At 63.0% G+C, this 18,095-nt stretch carries 13 protein-coding genes; 10 read left to right on the forward strand and 3 right to left on the reverse strand.

Translation table 11 applies throughout. From position 1 onward, the window contains the following. The first annotated feature begins 273 nt into the window (after positions 1-273). Together IPV69_RS26260 and IPV69_RS26265 are read left to right on the forward strand one after the other, a co-directional pair. Complete coding sequence (locus IPV69_RS26260) at positions 274-1,668, forward strand: phosphomannomutase/phosphoglucomutase (protein WP_206292699.1); 1,395 nt, start codon at positions 274-276, stop codon at positions 1,666-1,668. A gap of 225 nt (positions 1,669-1,893) precedes the next feature. Further along, positions 1,894-2,772 carry a hypothetical protein gene (locus tag IPV69_RS26265; protein ID WP_206292700.1) on the forward strand — a complete coding sequence of 293 codons (879 nt, stop codon included), beginning with the start codon at positions 1,894-1,896 and terminating at the stop codon, positions 2,770-2,772. Positions 2,773-2,972: 200 nt separating this feature from the next. On the opposite strand, the gene IPV69_RS26270 is transcribed toward IPV69_RS26265, so the two are convergent. Together IPV69_RS26270 and IPV69_RS26275 are read right to left on the reverse strand one after the other, a co-directional pair. After that, the gene (locus IPV69_RS26270; RefSeq protein ID WP_206292701.1) at positions 2,973-3,302 is read right to left on the reverse strand and encodes an STAS domain-containing protein; all 330 of its coding nucleotides are present in this window, start codon (positions 3,300-3,302) and stop codon (positions 2,973-2,975) included. A 201-nt stretch (positions 3,303-3,503) separates the two neighbouring features. Beyond that, positions 3,504-4,541 (reverse strand): hypothetical protein, encoded by a 1,038-nt coding sequence (locus IPV69_RS26275; protein WP_206292702.1) that lies wholly within the window; start codon positions 4,539-4,541, stop codon positions 3,504-3,506. Positions 4,542-4,681: 140 nt separating this feature from the next. Here IPV69_RS26275 and IPV69_RS26280 point away from each other — a divergent pair, with 140 nt between their 5' ends. Next, positions 4,682-5,779: an LOG family protein gene (locus tag IPV69_RS26280; RefSeq protein WP_206292703.1), complete on the forward strand. Its 1,098-nt coding sequence runs from the start codon at positions 4,682-4,684 to the stop codon at positions 5,777-5,779. A gap of 24 nt (positions 5,780-5,803) precedes the next feature. Here the strand turns inward: IPV69_RS26280 and IPV69_RS26285 are convergent, their stop codons facing one another. After that, complete coding sequence (locus tag IPV69_RS26285) at positions 5,804-7,318, reverse strand: alpha/beta hydrolase (protein ID WP_206292704.1); 1,515 nt, start codon at positions 7,316-7,318, stop codon at positions 5,804-5,806. Positions 7,319-7,698: 380 nt separating this feature from the next. Here IPV69_RS26285 and ispG point away from each other — a divergent pair, with 380 nt between their 5' ends. The 7 genes from ispG to IPV69_RS26320 all read left to right on the forward strand — a co-directional run bounded on the left by ispG (position 7,699) and on the right by IPV69_RS26320 (position 18,053). After that, a complete protein-coding gene (gene ispG, locus IPV69_RS26290; RefSeq protein WP_261361983.1) occupies positions 7,699-8,988 on the forward strand; it encodes a flavodoxin-dependent (E)-4-hydroxy-3-methylbut-2-enyl-diphosphate synthase in 1,290 nt (429 codons plus the stop codon). A 124-nt stretch (positions 8,989-9,112) separates the two neighbouring features. Continuing rightward, positions 9,113-9,448, forward strand: coding sequence for a hypothetical protein (locus IPV69_RS26295; RefSeq protein WP_206292706.1), 336 nt, complete (start codon positions 9,113-9,115; stop codon positions 9,446-9,448). A gap of 120 nt (positions 9,449-9,568) precedes the next feature. Further along, on the forward strand, positions 9,569-10,525 hold the full coding sequence (gene holA / locus IPV69_RS26300; protein WP_206292707.1) for a DNA polymerase III subunit delta: 957 nt from the start codon (positions 9,569-9,571) through the stop codon (positions 10,523-10,525). Between the two features lie 26 nt (positions 10,526-10,551). Continuing rightward, positions 10,552-10,887 (forward strand): NADH-quinone oxidoreductase subunit NuoK, encoded by a 336-nt coding sequence (gene nuoK, locus IPV69_RS26305; protein WP_206292708.1) that lies wholly within the window; start codon positions 10,552-10,554, stop codon positions 10,885-10,887. Between the two features lie 122 nt (positions 10,888-11,009). After that, positions 11,010-13,349: an NADH-quinone oxidoreductase subunit L gene (gene nuoL / locus IPV69_RS26310; protein WP_206292709.1), complete on the forward strand. Its 2,340-nt coding sequence runs from the start codon at positions 11,010-11,012 to the stop codon at positions 13,347-13,349. A 56-nt stretch (positions 13,350-13,405) separates the two neighbouring features. After that, positions 13,406-15,004, forward strand: a complete 1,599-nt coding sequence (locus IPV69_RS26315) for a complex I subunit 4 family protein (RefSeq protein WP_206292710.1) — start codon at positions 13,406-13,408, stop codon at positions 15,002-15,004. A 34-nt stretch (positions 15,005-15,038) separates the two neighbouring features. Next, positions 15,039-18,053: an ATP-binding protein gene (locus tag IPV69_RS26320; RefSeq protein WP_206292711.1), complete on the forward strand. Its 3,015-nt coding sequence runs from the start codon at positions 15,039-15,041 to the stop codon at positions 18,051-18,053. Positions 18,054-18,095: the final 42 nt, after the last annotated feature.

The following is an 18,095-nucleotide window of genomic DNA, read 5'->3' on the forward strand; positions in this document are numbered from 1 at the left end:
CTCGGGTTCGTTCGGCAATCCGCGCTCGGTGATTCGGCGTTCGATTTCGGGCGTTCGATGTTCGGTCTTCGCCTTGATCCTTGGGTTCGTTCGGCCAACAAGCCGCGGGCGCAGCGTACTCGCGAAGCCCCGGGTATTCCGACCCGATCTCGGGTTCGTTCGGCAGGCGAGGACGGCGACCGTAGACGGCTGAACTGGGATTGCTCCCTAAGGTTAAGGTGCAGGTTCGGGTGGTTTGCCGCCTTCGGGCGGTCTCTTTAGACTGTCGCAACCATGATCGAAAAGATATTCAAAGCCTATGACGTCCGCGCGATTTACCCCAACCCGCTCAACGAAGAGGCGGCCTGGAAGGTGGGGCATGCCACGGCCCAGTTCCTGAAGCGCAGTCGGCAGAATGTTGCCGCCGACGCCAAGGTGAAGATGGAAGACACGATGTGTGTCGGCCGGGACATGCGGCCGCACTCGCCGGACCTGGCGGCCGCCCTGATCGACGGCATCCGCTCGACGGGCATGAACGTGATCGACGTCGGCATGGTCGATACGTCGTTCATCTACTTCGCGATCAACCACCTCGACTGCGTCGGCGGGATCATGACGACCGCCTCGCATAACCCGATCCAGTACAACGGGTTCAAGATCAGCGGTCCCAAGGCCAAGCCGATCGGGTCGGCGAGCGGATTGGACGACATCAAGCGCATCAGCGGCACGCTGAACCGCGTCGCCGACACCGGCTTGTCGGGCAAGGTGCAGGAGCAGGACCTGTGGAAGGCCTACCGCCAGCACGTGCTGCAGTTCCTGGACCTCAAGCGGCCGCTGAAGGTGGCGATCGACGCCAGCAACGGCATGGCGGGCAAGATGGTACCGGCCGTCTTCGGCGGCATTCCGGGTTTGGAGATCGTCCCGATCCTGTTCGAGATCACCGGTAGCTTCACCCACGACCCCAACCCGCTGGTCGAAGCAAACCTGGCGATGCTGCAGGCGAAGATGAAGGAAGTGCCGGTGGACATGGGCGCCTGTTTCGACGGCGACGCCGACCGGTGCATGTTCGTCGACGAAACCGGCAAGACGATCGGTTCGGACATGGTGACGGCGTTGATGGCCCGCGACCTGCTCGGAAAGCCGCACAACAAGGGCGCGACCATCGTTTACGACCTGCGGTCGAGCCATGTGGTGCCGGACACGATCAAGGCGTTCGGCGGAGTGCCGAAGCGCGACCGCGTCGGCCATGCGTTCATCAAGAAGACGATGGCCGAGACCAAGGCGGTTTTCGGCGGGGAGCTGTCGGGGCACATTTACTATCGCGACAACTTCTTCGCCGACTCGGCCGCGATCGCGTTTGCGCACATGTTGTCGATCGTCAGCGCCCAGCCCGAGAAGCTGAGCACGCTGATGAAGCCGTTCCATAAGTATTCGCAGAGCGGCGAGATCAACTTCCATGTCGAAGACAAGGACGGAAAAATCCGCGAGCTGGCCGAGGCGTACAAGAAAGCGCAGATCGATTACCTCGACGGCGTGACGATCGATTTCGGCGACTGGTGGTTCAACGTCCGCAAGAGCAACACCGAACCGATGCTGCGGCTGAACCTGGAATGCCCCACGGCCGCGATGATGCAGGAGAAGTTCAAGGAGCTGAAGAAGTTCCTGGGAGAGCCGGTGGAAGGGCACTGATTACTGCTGAGTGCCGAGTACTGAGTCTTGCTCCCTCTCCCCTGTACCGGGGGAGAGGGCTGGGGTGAGGGGCCGAACGTCCGGGGTCGTTGTCGGCGGGAGATGCTGCCTCGGTTTGCCTTGCCGCGGGGTGCCTCTATGGTTAGTCACGACGCCTGATGTCCGGCCCCTCACCCCGACCCTCTCCCCCGAGTACAGGGGAGAGGGAGCAAGATGGAGATTGCTATGAAGGTTCACCCGCGCCTGTTTGCTGCGTTGTTGTCCGCTCTGCTGCTGGTGCCATTGGCTCGCGCGGAGGAGGCCAAATCCGCGCCGCCGGCGGGAGTGCGGGTGTTTTCGGCCGGGCACAGCTTCCACATGCCGATCGTCAATCCGCTGGCGGAGATGGCCAAGGCGGCGGGGATCGACCACAAGATCGCCGGTTCGCAGAGCATTGGCGGGTCAACCGTCACCAAGCACTGGGAACTGCCGGATGACAAAAACAAAGCCAAGAAGGCGTTACTGGCCGGCGAGGTCGACGTGCTGACGCTGTCGCCGTACATCTCGATTCCCGACCCGGCGATCGACAAGTTCACGGCGTTGCTGTTGGAGCACAACCCGGCGGGGCGGGTGCTGCTGCAGGCGTCGTGGATGCCCCGCGACGGCTCGATCATGCTCAGTTTCAAGAACGCCGCCCGCGACGCGACCCAGCCAGACATGCTCCGCGGGATGTTCAAGTCCTACGACCAGAAACTTCACGAGCAGGCGACGGCGATCAACGCCCTGTACGCCGAGAAGGCCAAGCGGCAGATCGCCTTCATCGTGCCGGTCAACGAGGCGGTGACGATCCTGCGCGAGAAGGTGGTCAAGGGAGAGGTGCCGGGGATCAGCAGGCAGTCGGAACTGTTCCGAGACGACCTGGGGCACGGCAAGGAAGCGATCTATCTTCTGAACGCCTACTGCCACTACGCAGTGATCTACGGCAAGAGCCCCGTCGGCCTGCCGACGCCGACGGCGTTCCAGAAGGCCAACCTGGGAGACAACACCGACAAGGTGAACAAGCTGTTACAGGAGATCGCGTGGCAGGCGGTCATCGCCGAGCCGATGAGTGGCGTGAAGAAATAGTCCCGGTGGCCCCGGATGTCATCCCGAGGTACGCCAAAGGACCTTGTGTCCCAACCGTAAAGCCATCGAATGTGGTAACCCGGTCGATGGATCGACGGCGTTCGATTCACTTACGCTTCGGATACCAGGTCCTTCGGAGTACCTAAGTATGACAATATTCCGTACCCGGTGCTGTTCAGTAATCAGCGCTTTGGAAGCGTTCACCCGATTTGAACCAGCGTCAACCCCATGGTGACGTTGTCGGCGAACTTGAAGACCTTATCGAGGCCGGTGACGAGGAACGCGCCCCAGATCTGGGTGTTGACCGAGCACAGGACCAAGCGCTGCTCCTTGGTGACACAGGCCTTACGGACTTGCAGAAGCTTGGCGATGTTCGAGCTGTTGATGTAGTGGACGCCGGCGAAGTCGAGAACGACGTCGACGTCATTGGTTTCCAGCTGCGTGAGCAGGGCGTCCAGATCTTCGCTGAACTGCGGGTCGTCGCCGAGACGGACCACGACGACGGTCTCTGACCAGTTCTCCACCGGCATGGGCACTCCCTCTGTCGGGCAGGTCTGGGTCGCGAACGGCGACGAAGACGGCCGGACTTGTTGCGCCTGATAACCGTAACGGCTTGCGTCCCAGATGGCAACGGTTGGAAGCGGTGTACGGGTAGATATGAGCGGATGGGCAAGGCGAACGCATGTTGCGAGCCGCGACCGCAAGGGGGTGCGACCGCTAATCAGGGACCGTCACTTGGTCCGGATCAGGTCGTCGTCCCGGATGCGCAGCCGTTGGCGAGCGGCGGCGACGTCGTCCAGGAAACGCAGGCCGTCGTTGTAGTAGCCGGCGGTCGGCTCGACGGAAGGCTCGTGCTGACGCCACCAGGCATTGAACCGCCGCATGAGGGCTTCGCGGAAGTACTTGCTGACCATCGACGCCATCGCCACGGGCAGGCACTGGGCCTCGGCCTTCTCGGCGAAGAGGATGGTCGCGGTGTGGCCGTTGCGATGCAGCCGGTATTCGCTGCGGCCGTCGACTTCTTCGACGATCTCCAGCGACCAGTCCTCGAAGCTGGTGCGGAGGAGATGTCCGTAGCTCGATCGGCCGCCCTGGCGGTCGCAGAAGACGTAGAGGTTCTGCTCGCCGTAGGTGCGGAGGAGGAAATCGAGATGCGTCGCCGCCTGGGTGAAAAGGACCGACGCCTTGTTGCGGGTCGCCGCGAGCATGCGGTTGTAGGGCCGCTCGCTGACGATTCGCGCCGCCAGGTGCACGCACCGCGACTGCTTGGCGGCCATCTCGGCGGTGAGCGACTTGGCGAACAGGCGGATCGGCAAGCCGTCCTGCTCGCAGGGGAAGGGCTCATCGGCGGCAGGGGTGTACCAGGGGTGCTCGGCGAGTTCACGGGTGGCGTGCGGTGCCAGCCGGGCGACCAGGCCGTCGAGTGTGTCGGGCATCTGGCCCATCGCCGCGACGGTGGCCAGCACGGAACGTTCGAGTTCCTTGAGCCCGACCGACGGCGAGTAGACCTGTTTGCTGTCGTTGATGTGAAGCTTTTTGCCGGTCTTGGAGCGGTGCCGGCTGACGTACTTCTTGAGACGCGTCCAGACGCAGGGAAGCGTCGTCACGACATCGGCAACGGCGATGCCGCCGTCGGCGGCGTCGGTGGTCGGGGCGGTGTCCGACTCGCCGATGTCGAAGGCGCAGCATCCGACGACCAACGGGCCCAGGAGCGGGCCGTACCCAGCTTCATCGATACCGGCGACGATCATCGCCGCAGGGTAACCCAAGGGCGATTCCGAGTCGCGAAGAGCGCGGATTGGCGACAGTCGGGATCGGCGTGACGGAGCGATGCCTGCGTCATTGACTTACCGCTGTTGCGGACGCGGCCGCTTGCAGTGTGTACAATCCCGCCCCACGGATACAACGCATGAAAGAAACCGACATCATCGACAACAACCTGGAACAGTCCCAGGAAAGTACGCAGGCGCCGAACGTCTGTTCCCTCGACCAGCTGACAGAGATTCACGAAGCCGGCAACGCTCTGGTGTCTGTTCTGCGCAACGTCGCCGACGGCGACCTCGTCGGGGAGATCGTCGCCAACGCACTCAAACTGCTGCGCGACCAGACCAACCGCGGCGACCTGAAGCTGATCGACAAGGCGTTCAAGGAACTCCGTTACGGGTTGAAGATCTTCGCGCCATACCGCGACGTGCGGAAGGTGAGCATCTTCGGCTCGGCCCGCACGCCTGAGACGGCGCCGGACTATCAGTCGGCCGTCGAGTTCGGCCGGAAGATGGCCGACGCCGGCTGGATGGTCATCACCGGTGCCGGCGGGGGCATCATGGCGGCGGGGCACGGCGGGGCGGGGCCCGATCCGTCCTTCGGACTGGCGATCCGCCTGCCGTTCGAGCAGAAGACCAACGAGTTCATCGAAGGCAACCCCAAGCTCATCACGTTCAAGTACTTCTTCACTCGCAAGCTGATGTTCGTGCGGTCGAGCCATGCGATCGTCTGTTACCCCGGCGGATTTGGGACGATGGACGAAGGGTTCGAAGTGCTCACGCTGGTGCAGACCGGCAAGAGCGTGCCGATTCCGATCGTTTTTGTGGACGCCCCCGGCCACGATTTCTGGCAGGGCTGGCAGCACTACGTGACGAACCACCTGCTGGCGCGAAAGCTCATCAGCCCGGCCGACCTGAGCCTGTACAAGATTACCGATGATGTAGACACCGCCGTCGCCGAGGTTCGGCACTTCTACAGCAACTATCACAGCCTGCGGTACCACCGAGACGACGTGATCTTCCGCCTGCATCGAAAGCCGACCGCCGCCCAACTGGCGGAGATCAACGAGAAGTTCGGCGAGATCAAGGTCAAGGGCGAGTTCCGGGCGACGGATTCGGCGTTGCCGGTCGAGGTGGACGAGCCGGCGCTGGAGGCGATGCCCCGGCTTGTGTTCGCGTTCAACCGCCGCGACCACGGCCGGCTGCGGCAGTTGATCGATTTCCTGAATGATTTGCCGGCGTAGCCGACCCGTTCAGGATGACCCTGGCTAGCTCATGGCCCTGGCTTCTTCGAAGAAGAGGCGGACGGCCTTGAGGGCGTCGTCGTAGTAGATCAGGTTGATGTGGTCGGCACTCGGGCCGGAGGGTGCCAGTGGGCGTTGGACGCCGGTCTCGTCGACGGTGTACTTCGCGTTGCTTCGGATGACGTAGCGGTTTTCGGCGTCGAGTTCGCCGACCCACAGCCGAACCTTGGGCAGTTGCGCCCGTTCGAATAGCCGCACTCCGGTCTCGAACGGAATGAGATGGTCGCCTCGTCCGTGGACGACCATGATGGGCCTGGGTGCCAGGCGGTCCGTTGCGCGCGAGGGCGAGAAGGCCTGAAGGTCGGTGCCCACATGGGCGCTGGCGAGCGGGACACCAATGTTCCGGGCCAGCCATCCGAGTGGCGAGATGAGGTAGTTGTCGGTGATGTCGTCGGCGAGAGACGCGAAGTCTGCGTAGGTGCTGAAGACGGAAACGGCGTCGATGGCGCGGCCTTCGGCAGAGTCGTCGCCGGCGGCGGCGAGAAGGGCCGCACCGCCCATGCTGACGCCGAGGCCGACGATCCGTTGGGCTTCGTCCGGCCGGTGAAGCCTGAGCCATCGGACGGCGCCGAGCACGTCGAACCGCTCGCGGTCGCCGAAGCTGCAGAGCTGTCCGCCGCTGCTGCCATGAGCGCGGAAGTCGAACGCGAGCACGTTGTAGCCGTTGACGACCAGATCGCGGGCCAGGGCCAGCTGGTTGCTCTTGCTGGAGCCCAGCCCGTGGCAGATGACGACCGTCTTTCGGCCCCAGTCATCGGGCCTCGAAGTTGCCCTGGCGGTTGCCGGCGGCGTGGAGCGACGCGAGGCGGGGTTCGGCCCGGTCGGAGGCGGTGGAAGTGCGGGAATCCACCAGCCGGCCAGTGTGGTGCCGTCGGTGGCTTCAAAGGAGACGTCGACGAAAGGCGTACCGAGCTGCTGCAGGGGCGTTTGGCCGCCGACCACTTTCGGCCGGTAGATCATGCCGAGCGACATGACGTAGGGCAGGCCGATCGCGAACAGGAGCACCACGCGCGTGAGCGTCGCCCCCGCCAGCCGGGCCGCCCAGCCGATTCCCCTGGCTGGCGGAGCCGGTCGCCGGGGGTGCTGGTAGTCGATGTGGGCCTCGGTGCCGGCGGCGTCGACAGGCGGTCCATTGCGGTGTCGTAAAGTGGGTCGCCCGGCGGACTGACTGATGTGGACGAAGAAGGCGCGTTCGGCAGCCTCCTTCAGGAACCAACTCAGCGCCTTGAGCAGAACCAGCACGCCCGTTAGCAGATACGCGGTGAGCAGAATTTGCCCGGCGGTCGCCTCGGCGCTCAGGCCGCGGGCGTAGAACAGGCAGATCGCCAGCGAGATGAGCAACGCCGAAACCAGGCTGAGGCCGAATGCTACGACCGGTTTAAAGTTCCGCCGCCTTCGGGCGAATACAACCGCGACCACCCCACCGACCAGCGGGAGCGCGACGTAGAGGCCGGCGAGCAGGTGATCTTGAGTGGGCATGAAAAGACACGGAGAGTGGCCTGGCGAGATGTCGCCTCGGGAATTGTAACGTCGGGCATCCGATGTTGCGCGACAAACCACTGCCGCAGGATCGCAAAAAGCGGTCGGACTGAGGGGCAAAACGACCTGAGCGCAGAAAAAAGGTGGCGTGGACCTCTCGGGATTCCACGCCACCCAGGGAAGGAGGCTCGTTAACGCTCAATGATACGCCTGCCAAACCCTTCAAGTTCTACGTTCGATCGAATTTTTGGCACCCCAAGTGTCAAAGGCGGAAGGGGAGAATGGTGGGATTTGTCGACTGTGAAGGGGCTAACGTTATAGCCCTCACCGTTTGCTTCCCCCGTGCCACCTACTTACGATCCATTCATGTCGGTGGCACCATGGTTTCACTGCCGACGACAAGGAAACACCGCATGATCCTGCGCCGCAAGACGCGACAAGTTGTTCTCGGAGATGACGCCCACGGCTTCGTCCGCATTGGCGGCGACGCGCCGGTCTCCGTTCAGTCCATGACCGCCGGCTATACGCACGACATCGACGCCTGCGTGGCCGAGATCCACAAGCTCGCCGCGGCGGGGGCCGACGTGGTTCGGGTGGCTGTTCCCGAGAAGAAGGACACGGCCGCTCTCAAGGAGATCCTGCCGCAGGTCAGCGTACCCATTGTCGCCGACGTGCACTTCCACTTTCAGCGGGCTCTGGAGGCGATCGAGGCAGGCGTTCACAAGATCCGCCTGAACCCCGGCAACATCAGCGACCGGGCTCAGGTGAAGGACGTCATTCAGGCCTGCAAGGCCCGCAAGCTGCCGATCCGTATTGGCGTCAATGAAGGCTCGATCATCGAACGGAAGGATAAACAGAAGCGCCTCAAGGAGTTGGGCGGCGTCTTCTCCGACAACAAGCACGGCCACTTCCTGGCGATCATGATCACCAAGCTCGAGGAGTACCTCGACGTCTTCCGGGAAGAGGACTTCCACGACATCGTCATCAGCGCCAAGAGCATCGACCCGCTGCTGGTCATCGATGCCTATAAGGCGATCAGCGAGCGGTTCGACTACCCCCTGCACCTGGGCGTGACGCACGCCGGCCCGAAAGAAACGGGCACGATCCGCTCCGTTGTCCCGCTCGGCCATCTGCTGGCCAGCGGTATCGGCGATACGGTCCGCATCAGCTATGCCAACGACCCCGTGTATGAAGTTCAGGACGGCCTGGAGCTGATGTACATCCTGGGTTTGCGCGTGCGTAAAGGTGCCGAACTGATCGCCTGCCCGAGCTGCGGCCGCATCCAGGTCGATCTGTTCAAGCTCGTTCAGGACGTCCGCAAGCAGTTGGAGAAGGAGATCACGCTGCCGATCAAGGTGGCGGTGATGGGCTGCGTGGTGAACGGCCCCGGCGAAGCCGAGGGAGCGGACGTCGCGATCTTCGCCGGCGATCGCAAGGGCATCATCTACGTGCAGGGCGAGCGCGTCGCGAACGTCCCCGAAGCCGACATCCTGCCGACGCTGCTGGCCGAGTGCCGCAAGTTCCAGGACCGCGTGGCCCGCGGCGAGGCGAAGCTGGGCGAGAAAAAGGTCGACATCCTTCCCCCCGACCCGATCGGAGAGATCGGCAGCGGATGGGAGAAGATTCAGCGGGAAAAGAAGGGCATGGGATTGCCGGTGGTGAAGGTGTAGGTCGCGTTTCCTGCTGATGTCGCATCCGAGATACACCGTTTGGAATGGCCACTAGATGATCTTGCGATAAACTTTCGCTGGATCGAGTTTCCCCGGCCCTGTTAAACGCGAGCGGAGGTTGTCCATGTTCAAGCTCATCATCCTGGCGTTCGGCTTCGTCCTCGGCGGCGGCACGGGCCTTTGGCTCAGTGTCAATCAGCCGGAACTGGCCGCCAAGTTGTTCCAGAAGCAGAACGAGCTGATCGAAGAAGGCAAGCGGCAGGCGATCGAAGAGATCAAGACGCGGCTCGACCAGATCGTTGCCAAGGAAGAGGCCAAGCCCAAGCCCCCGGGGAATACGATCATGGGCGTAGTCGCTGGCATGTCCGGGGCGTCGCCGGAGGGGAAGACGGAGATCAAGTCTCTCCAGGCCGACCTGGGCAAGCAGTTGACCGACCTGGGCGGTCCGAGCAAGAAGTGATCGCGCCAGTCGTGTAGCCGTCGCGCTTGCCCGCCGTGCCGGGTTGTGTCGGCTCGCCGGGTTGACGCGCGGCATGTGCCCTTTTGCCCGGCGGGCCCTCGTCCGCTACAACACACTGCTATGCCATCGGTTGGCGCGAAGCCCGTTTATGCCCTCGTCGGCACCGATTCGTTTCTGCAACTGCTGAAGCTGCGCGAAATCCTGGCGATCCTCCCGCCCGATGTTCAGCGGACCGACCTCGATGGCGAAAAAGCCGACCTCGCCGAAGTGCTGGACGAATGTCGCAGCTTTGCGATGTTCGGCGGCGGCAAGCTCGTTGTCGTCCGCAATGCCGACGACTTCATCACCCGGTTTCGCGAGCAGCTCGAAGACTACTGTGCCAAGCCGTCCGACAGCGCCACGCTGATCCTTCGCTGCGAATCGCTCCCTAAGAACCAGCGCATCTACAAAGCGATTGCCAAGACCGGGCAGGTGGAAGAATGCACGCCACCCGGCGAGCGGATGCTGGGCAAATGGATCACCGACCACGCCAGGGCCGGGCATCGGGTCCAGATCGCCCCGCAGGCGGCCGAGCAATTGGCGCAGCTTATCGGTGCGGACCTGGGAAAGCTCGATACCGAGATCGCCAAGCTCGCACTGCTGGCCGACGGCAAGACGATTCAGCCGCAACACGTTGCCGAGATTGTCACGTTCCAGCGCGAGCAGAAGATGTGGGACATGACCAACGCCCTGGCGGCGGGCGACACCACCGAGGCGCTCCGCCGCTGGCGGCACCTGCTGGCGACCGAGCCGTCGAGTGAGTTTCGCGCCGTCACCTGGATGGGCATGTGGCTGGAAAACGTCCGCAAGGCTCTGGCGCTTAAGCGGCAGGGGATGAATCCGTTTACGATCGCGCAGCAACTCAAGATCTGGCCGCGGGAGAACGTCCAGCCGTTCTTCAAAACCGCCGAGGAACTTGGCGAAGCCGGTGTCGCCCGGGCGCTGGACCTGCTGGCAACCGTCGACCGCCAGAGCAAAAGCGGCGTCGGCGAGGCTTCGACGAACGTCGAACGGTTTATCCTGGAGCTGGCGGTGTGAATTCTGGCAGTCTGACGTGAATCCTGATGGTCATTGGCCTGTCCCATTTCCTGGTTCTCTCGGCGATCGTGTTCGCCTGCGGGTTGCTCACGATCCTTCTCAAGCGGAACGCGATCGGGATTCTCATGGGGATCGAGTTGGTGCTGAACTCGGCCAACATCAATCTGGTGGCGCTGAACCGCTACTGGCACGCCGGCCCCGGCGCGGTCGCCGGCAAGCCGTTGCTCGACGGCCAGGTATTCGCACTGTTTGTGATTGTGATCGCCGCCGCCGAAGCCGCGGTGGCATTGGCGATCTTCCTTAACTTTTACAACAACTTCGCGTCGGTCGACGTGGAGAAGGCGAAGATGCTGAAAGGCTGAGATCTCGGGTTTAGCCGTCGGGCTTGCCCGCCGAGTCGTGTCCGATCGCGTCGGTACGGGCAGGGGGCGTACGCTCCAACTTCGAATGTTTTCCCCGGCGGGCGGTGCCCGCCTCAAAAGACTTGCCCACTCCAGCAACCATCCTCCTGATCGCCGCGCTGCTTCCGCTGGCGTCGTTCGTGCTGCTGCTGTTTGTCGGCAACCGCATGGGTACGCCGGTGTTGCGGATGGGAACCGCGCTGGCCGGCTGGGTCGCGACGGTCGCGATCGGCGGCAGTTTCGTTTGCAGCCTGGTCGCGCTCTATCACTGGTACGGCGGCGGCAGTCAGCCGGCGATCAGCTGGGGTTACGGCAAGCGGGCGATCAATATCTCGACCGGTTGGCTTCCGACCGGCCCACAGGACGTCGCCGCCACGGCCGCCGTCGATCACCCCGGTTGGCTCGACGTCGGCATCTACATTGACGGCCTGACCATCTCCATGTTCCTGATGGTCACGCTCGTCGCGCTGATGGTGCACATCTTCAGCATCGGCTACATGCGCGGCGACATCCGATTCCCAAGGTTCTTTACCTATCTGTCACTGTTCTGCGCGTCGATGCTCGGATTGCTCCTCTCCAGCACGCTGCTGCAGCTGTTCATGTTCTGGGAGCTCGTCGGGCTTTGCTCGTATCTGCTGATCGGGTTCTGGTTCGAGCGCAAGTCCGCCGCACGCGCGGCACTGAAGGCGTTCGTCGTCAATCGCATTGGCGACTTCGCGTTTCTGGTCGGTTTCGGACTGCTGTTCTATTGGGTTGGCAATGCGTCGCTTCCGTACCTTTGGGCCAACTTCGGTTCCGCCGGGCAGGGGGGCGACGTCACCTTGCTCGCAGGTGGGGTCGTGCCCGCGTCGGCGATGACGGTCATCGGCGTCTGTCTGTTCTTCGGTGCCGTCGGCAAGAGCGCGCAGTTTCCGCTGCACACGTGGCTTCCCGACGCCATGGAAGGCCCGACACCGGTCAGCGCGCTGATCCACGCGGCCACCATGGTCGCCGCCGGGGTCTATCTCATGGGGCGGATGTTTCCGCTCCTGACGCCCGACGCCAGGCTGTTCATCGCGATCATTGGTTGCATCACGCTCCTGATCGGCGGGCTCGTCGCGATCGTCCAGACCGATATCAAGCGAATCCTCGCCTATTCGACCATCTCGCAACTCGGCTACATGATGCTGGCGATCGGGGTTGGGTCGTGGGTAGGCGGGTTGTTTCACCTGATCACGCACGCGTTCTTCAAGGCACTGCTGTTCCTGGGCGCCGGCAGCGTCATTCACGCCGCCCATCACGAGCAGGATATCCGGCAATATGGCGGACTCTGGCACCGTATTCCGGTGACCGCCGCGGCGTTGCTGATTGGCGTGTTCGCGATTGCCGGTGCCGGTGTGCATCTCGGCGGATTTGAGGCCGGACTGTCCGGCTACTACAGCAAGACCAACATCCTGACCGACGCCGCCGGCTTTGCGATCCTGGCCGGCGATGCCGGGCGGTCTTCGGGGTACTGGCTGCTGTTCGGAGTTCCGGCCGCGATGGCGTTTGTGACGCCGTTCTACATGACCCGCCTCTGGGTGCTCACGTTCCTTGGCAAGCCGCGGAATGAACTGCTGCACGAGAAGGCCCATGAGTCTCCGATGATGTACGTGCCGCTGCTCGGCCTGGCGGCGATGAGCTGCATTGCTGGAAGCGAGCTCGGAGTGCCGGACCTGCTTCAGAAGTCCATCGGTGAATCGTCGGCGGAAGTGAACCGCCTGACCGATCGGGTAGCGATCGCCCGCCATGCCCCGGCCGATACCCGGCCAACCGATACCCGGGCACCGAACTTCGGCGGCTGGTCCACGGCCTGGCGTCCGATGCAGGCAGTCGCATCGCCTCGGCGATCGACCGAATCGGTCGAACTCTCGACCGACATCGCGCCCTCGCCCACGACGATGTCCGTCGCCGAGTCGGCGCGCGACAGGGCCAGAGGACTCGAGAGCAGGGCGGCCGGGTGGGCCTGGGCTATCGGCATCATCGTTGCCCTGGTGCTCTACCGCCTTTGCCCGCACTGGGCATCCCGCCTCAGTCGCATTCCGCCGGTTTCATGGATTCATGCGTGGCTGAAGCACGCGATGTACTTCGACGAACTGTACGACATCCTGTTTGTCCGGCCGATACGGTTCATGGCGAGCTTTGCGGGCTGGCTCGACCGTACGCTGGTTGACGGGACCGTTAACCTGGTGGCTTCATCGACCATTCGACTGAGCCGTGTCGTCGGCTGGCATGACCGCAGGATCGTGGACGGCGCGGTTTCCGGCGTGGCGCAGGCCGCATGGGAGATTGGCGTTGCGGCCCGAATGCCGCAGACCGGGCGCATTCGCTTTTACGTCTCGGCTCTAATGCTCGTGATCGTGATTGGACTTGCGGTCACGGTTGCCGTGATGATGCTTCGTTGACCAGCGCGACCCTTGTCGAATGGCTGTTACAGCCGTTCCCAACAACTGAATATCGAATGTTTCTCCGCGATAACCTACTGACGCTGCTGATCTTCTTCCCAGCCATCGGTGCCGCGCTGGTTCTGCTGACCCGTACGCGCAATGCCGCACGCTGGCTAACACTCTGCTTTGCGGTGTCGACCCTGGTATTGTCACTTCTGGTCCTTGCGTTCTTCGACTGGGGCCGGGGAGACGTCTACGGCTACCTCAGTGGCGACGCGGTCGGCACGGTGCAGTTGGTCCAGCAGGTGGACTGGATTCCGTCATTCGGCATTCGCTACAAGGTGGGCATTGACGGGCTGTCGTTTCCGCTCGTGGTGCTTACGACGTTCATTTTCGTCGTCTCGTGTGTTGCGTCGTGGAACGTCCGCCGCATGTCGCGAGGCTATATGGCGCTGTTCCTGTTGCTGGAATGCGGCGTACTGGGCACCTTCCTCGCGCTCGATTTCTTCCTGTTCTACGTTTTCTTCGAAGTCAGCCTTCTGCCGATGTACTTTCTGATCGGCATCTGGGGCGGGCCTCGCAAGGAATATGCGGCGATCAAGTTTTTCCTATACACGCTGATCGGCTCCATCGGACTCCTGGTCGTACTGATCGGCGTCCACCTCTGCAGCCGAGACGTGTTTACTGGTGGCGGAGGTGCCGCCGGCACATTCGATCTTGTACGTCTTGCCGGGCCGGAGATGCGGGCGTTCTTCGCCCGGCCGGAGAACGTCAACACCGGCCGCGCCTTTTTCCTGCTCGCGATGCTGGCGTTCCTGGTGAAGGTGCCGGCAGTGCCGTTCCATACCTGGCTTCCCGATGCCCATGTCGAAGCCCCAACGCCCATGAGCATGATCCTGGCCGCGGTCCTGCTCAAGATGGGCGGGTACGGCATTTTTCGAGTGGCCTACCCGCTGTTCCCGGCAGCGGCCAAGACGCTCTGGATGCTGATCGCGATCATCGGCGTGGTCAGCATCATTTATGGTGCGCTATGCGCCATGAGCCAGATCGACTTCAAACGGCTCGTCGCCTATTCATCGGTGTCGCACATGGGTTTCGTCGTGCTGGGCGCGGCGATGATGACACCCATGAGCGTCAATGGCGCGATCTTCATGATGGTCGCCCATGGCATTACCAGCGCGATGCTCTTCTTCATCGTGGGGGTTATTTATGAACGGGTGCATCACCGTGAGATGAACCGCATGGGTGGCCTCGCCGGCACCATGCCCATTTACGCCGGTTTCAGCACCGTTGCGGCGTTCGCCAACCTGGGCCTGCCCGGGCTTTGTGGGTTCGTGGGGGAGTTCATGGTTCTACTGGGCAGTTTCCAGGCCGCGCGCGGAGGATCGATCATCATGGTCGGGGGCGCGTCGGCGACGGCCGTCTATGTACTGTCGATAGCCGCCGCGTTCGGTGTTGTGCTGGCGGCAGCGTACATGCTCTGGACGATACAGCGGGTGTTTCTCGGGCGGGTGCGGCCGGAACATTCTAAACTGCCGGAAATCACCGGCCGCGAGGCTGCGGTGCTCACCCCGCTGGCGGCGATGTGCGTCCTGCTGGGCGTGCTGCCTGCGTTCTTCGTGCTCGTGTTTACAGATCGCTCTGTGGCCGTATTGATTGATATCCTCAGGTAGACCGTCTCCTGTCGCTTGTCGGCGGCAGCCCGGCATGTACGAAGTACCGCACCCAATCCCGCAGACGTCTCCCGCCGTTACCGCCACGGGCGTTCTGGTTTCGCGGTTCGAGAAACCGATCGCCGACTGGCGACGGGCGGAGTGGTTGACGGTTCTGTCCGGGTGCCTCATTGTCGGGCTAGGCTATTACGGCATTGCCCGCATTTCGCTTCTGTTCGTTTCGGCGTCGAAGGGCTTTGCCGTCATCTGGCCGGCGAACGGACTGGTGCTTGCGTCGTTGCTGTTGGTCCCCAGGCGAGTCGGCCTCTTCTTCGTGCTTGGGGCGGCGACGAGCAACACGCTCGCGAGCATGGCGAGCCGTGACGTTCCGATCGCGCTGCTGTTTACCTTCGCCAATATGTTCGAGGTCGTGTTCGCCGCCGCCATGACCGCACTGATGTTGCGGCGGCGCATCCGATTTACAGCCATCCGGGAAGTTGTCGCGTTCTCCACCGCCTGTCTGATGGCCGGAATGCTTTCGGGACTCATCGGTGCCGGCATCGCCGTGAACCTTGGCGCCCACTCCTTCTGGGAAGCGTGGGAGCTCTGGGCGACGGTCGACGCGCTTGGGCTCATGGTTGTCACACCGTTTCTGGTAACCATGTGCACGGTCAGGCCGTGCTGGCCCGGACTTTTGAAGCTTCTCGAGGCAGTCGCCTGTCTGCTGAGCTATGCGGTAGTCCTCAACTTTGCCTATGGCTACAAAGACCCTCACCGGGCGCTGCTGCTTTACTTCCCGCACGCGACAGTTCTTCCGTTTCTCATCTGGGGCTGTGTCCGGTTCGATCCCCGAATGGCGGCCACGCTGGTCGTGGTGATGACGTTGGTCAGCGCGTCCAACACGGTGGACGGCCGCGGCCCGATGATCCGCGCCGGGTATGGCATCGAAGAATCGATTGTTACGCTTCAGATGTCCACCATGCTTTGGTCGCTCTGCGCCCTCACGCTGGCGGCGGTAACGGCGGACCGCAAAACCGCCGCCGATGCACTGGCCGAAAGCGGACAACGCGCCCGTTCCGCCGAGCGCAGCGCGATTGAAAGCCATCAGCGCCTGCAGGCGGTGTTCGACAACTCCGATGCCGTTATCTTCATGAAGGATCTGGCGGGGCGATACGTCGAAGTGAATCGGGAGTTCGAGCGGGTAACCCGGCTGTTGCGGAAGGATATTGTCGGTCGGACCGACCATGAGCTGTTCCCCAAGGCGATCGCCGATGATTTCCTTGACCGCGACAGAGAGGTGATTCGCACCAGGCTGCCGGTGCGGTTCGATTCAAACTGGTACATCGACGGAATCACGCGAACCTACGCATCAAGCAAGTTCCCTCTGATCGATGCCGACGACAAGGTCTGGGCGGTCTGCGGAATGGTGACAGACATCACCGGCCGCATCCAGCAGGAGCTCGAACTCCGCTGCGCTAAGGAGCAGGCGGAACTGGCCAACCGAGCCAAGAGCGAGTTCCTGGCCAACATCAGCCACGAGATTCGCACCCCGCTGACCAGCATCTTCGGATACGCCGATCTCCTGCTGGCACCCGACTTGTCTCCCGAGGAGCGGGTCGACCACATCCAGACGATCAGGCGAAACGGCGAGCATCTTCTGGCGATCCTCAACGACGTGCTCGACATGTCGAAGATCGAAGCCGGCCGCATGACGGTCGAGAAGATGCCCACGTCGTTGCCGGAAACGGTGGCCCGCGTCATGTCGCTCATGCGGCACCGCGCCTTGGCCAAGTCGCTTGAACTGGAGGTCGTCTGTCGGCGGCCGGTGCCCGTGGTCATCGAGTCCGACCCCATGCGGCTGCGCCAGTTGCTGCTCAACATCGTCGGCAATGCGATCAAGTTCACGGAAACCGGAGGGGTTCGTGTTGCATTCTGGACCGAGGACGCGGTCCCGGACGCGCCCGGCGAAGCGGCGATCGTGATCGAGATATCGGATTCCGGAATCGGCATGTCGCCGGCGCAGGTCGCGGCGCTCGGCGAGGCTTTTCGACAGGCCGATCCGTCGCACGCGCGGCGTTTCGGAGGCTCGGGTCTGGGGATGTCGATCTGTTATCGCCTCGTCGCGTTGATGGGAGGCACCATTCGGTGCACCAGCGAACTGAATCGCGGCACACATTTTACCATCCGCCTTCCGGCCGGGGATCTCACCGGCGTTCCGCGGATCGGCGAGTTCCGGGATGTAGACCCGGAAGTCGCGCGTCCGGTTCCCGAGACGCTGCCCATTCGTGCCGGCCGTGTTCTGCTGGCCGAGGATTCTCCCGACACGCAACGACTGCTGAAGCTCTATCTGGACAAGGCCGGCGTCCAAACCGAAGTCGCCGAGAATGGGAGGATCGCCGTCGCGCGTGCGTTGGAAGCATGGCGGGAGGGCCGTCCCTACGACCTGATCCTGATGGACATGCAGATGCCGGAGATGGACGGGGCGTCAGCGGTGTCGGTCCTGAGATCCAACGGATACGCCGGGCGGATTGTCGCAGTCACCGCCAATGCGATGGACAACGAGCGAAGGCAGTACATGGCCGTCGGCTGCGACGACTTCCTGGCCAAGCCCGTGCAGGGTGCGGTATTCATGGACATGGTCCGCCGTCATCTGCATGAGGTCGGCGTGTCGTCGTCGGTTCCCGCAGCTACCACAGCAGCGGCACCTTACGTCGGTGGAGCGCCGCTGGAACGCGCCAAGCCCGACGCCCTGTACAGCGAGCTTGCCGGCGACCCGGACGTCGGCCCGCTTCTGCCGGAGTATCTCCAGGACCTGGACGAACTGGCCGTAGCGCTGCGAACTGCGTTGGATTCCGGTGACTGGCGTGCTGTCGAGCGTGTTTCGCACAAGATCAAGGGATCGGCCGGGGCGTACGGCTATCCGTCGCTCACGCGCGCCGCGGCCACCGTTGAAGACGCGGCGAAGGGAGCCAACCCGTCGGTTGATATTCCGACGGCGTGTCCGGAACTGCTCGCGCTATGCGAAAGAGCCGGGATTGCCGTGCGTGCCGTCAGTGTTGTAGACCGGTGACGCCGCAGCAGACGTGCTTGACCCGCGCCTGTCCGCAAGTAG

Source organism: Humisphaera borealis, assembly GCF_015169395.1.
Taxonomy (GTDB): Bacteria; Planctomycetota; Phycisphaerae; order Tepidisphaerales; family Tepidisphaeraceae; genus Humisphaera; species Humisphaera borealis.

Coding starts and splice junctions, on each gene's coding strand:
- IPV69_RS26260 (WP_206292699.1), top strand. CDS start 274: ATGATCGAAAAGATATTCAAAGCCTATGACGTCCGCGCGATTTACCCC.
- IPV69_RS26265 (WP_206292700.1), top strand. CDS start 1,894: ATGAAGGTTCACCCGCGCCTGTTTGCTGCGTTGTTGTCCGCTCTGCTG.
- ispG (WP_261361983.1), top strand. CDS start 7,699: ATGGTTTCACTGCCGACGACAAGGAAACACCGCATGATCCTGCGCCGC.
- IPV69_RS26270 (WP_206292701.1), bottom strand. CDS start 3,302: ATGCCGGTGGAGAACTGGTCAGAGACCGTCGTCGTGGTCCGTCTCGGC.
- IPV69_RS26295 (WP_206292706.1), top strand. CDS start 9,113: ATGTTCAAGCTCATCATCCTGGCGTTCGGCTTCGTCCTCGGCGGCGGC.
- IPV69_RS26285 (WP_206292704.1), bottom strand. CDS start 7,318: ATGCCCACTCAAGATCACCTGCTCGCCGGCCTCTACGTCGCGCTCCCG.
- IPV69_RS26315 (WP_206292710.1), top strand. CDS start 13,406: ATGTTTCTCCGCGATAACCTACTGACGCTGCTGATCTTCTTCCCAGCC.
- IPV69_RS26320 (WP_206292711.1), top strand. CDS start 15,039: ATGTACGAAGTACCGCACCCAATCCCGCAGACGTCTCCCGCCGTTACC.
- holA (WP_206292707.1), top strand. CDS start 9,569: ATGCCATCGGTTGGCGCGAAGCCCGTTTATGCCCTCGTCGGCACCGAT.
- IPV69_RS26280 (WP_206292703.1), top strand. CDS start 4,682: ATGAAAGAAACCGACATCATCGACAACAACCTGGAACAGTCCCAGGAA.
- nuoK (WP_206292708.1), top strand. CDS start 10,552: ATGGTCATTGGCCTGTCCCATTTCCTGGTTCTCTCGGCGATCGTGTTC.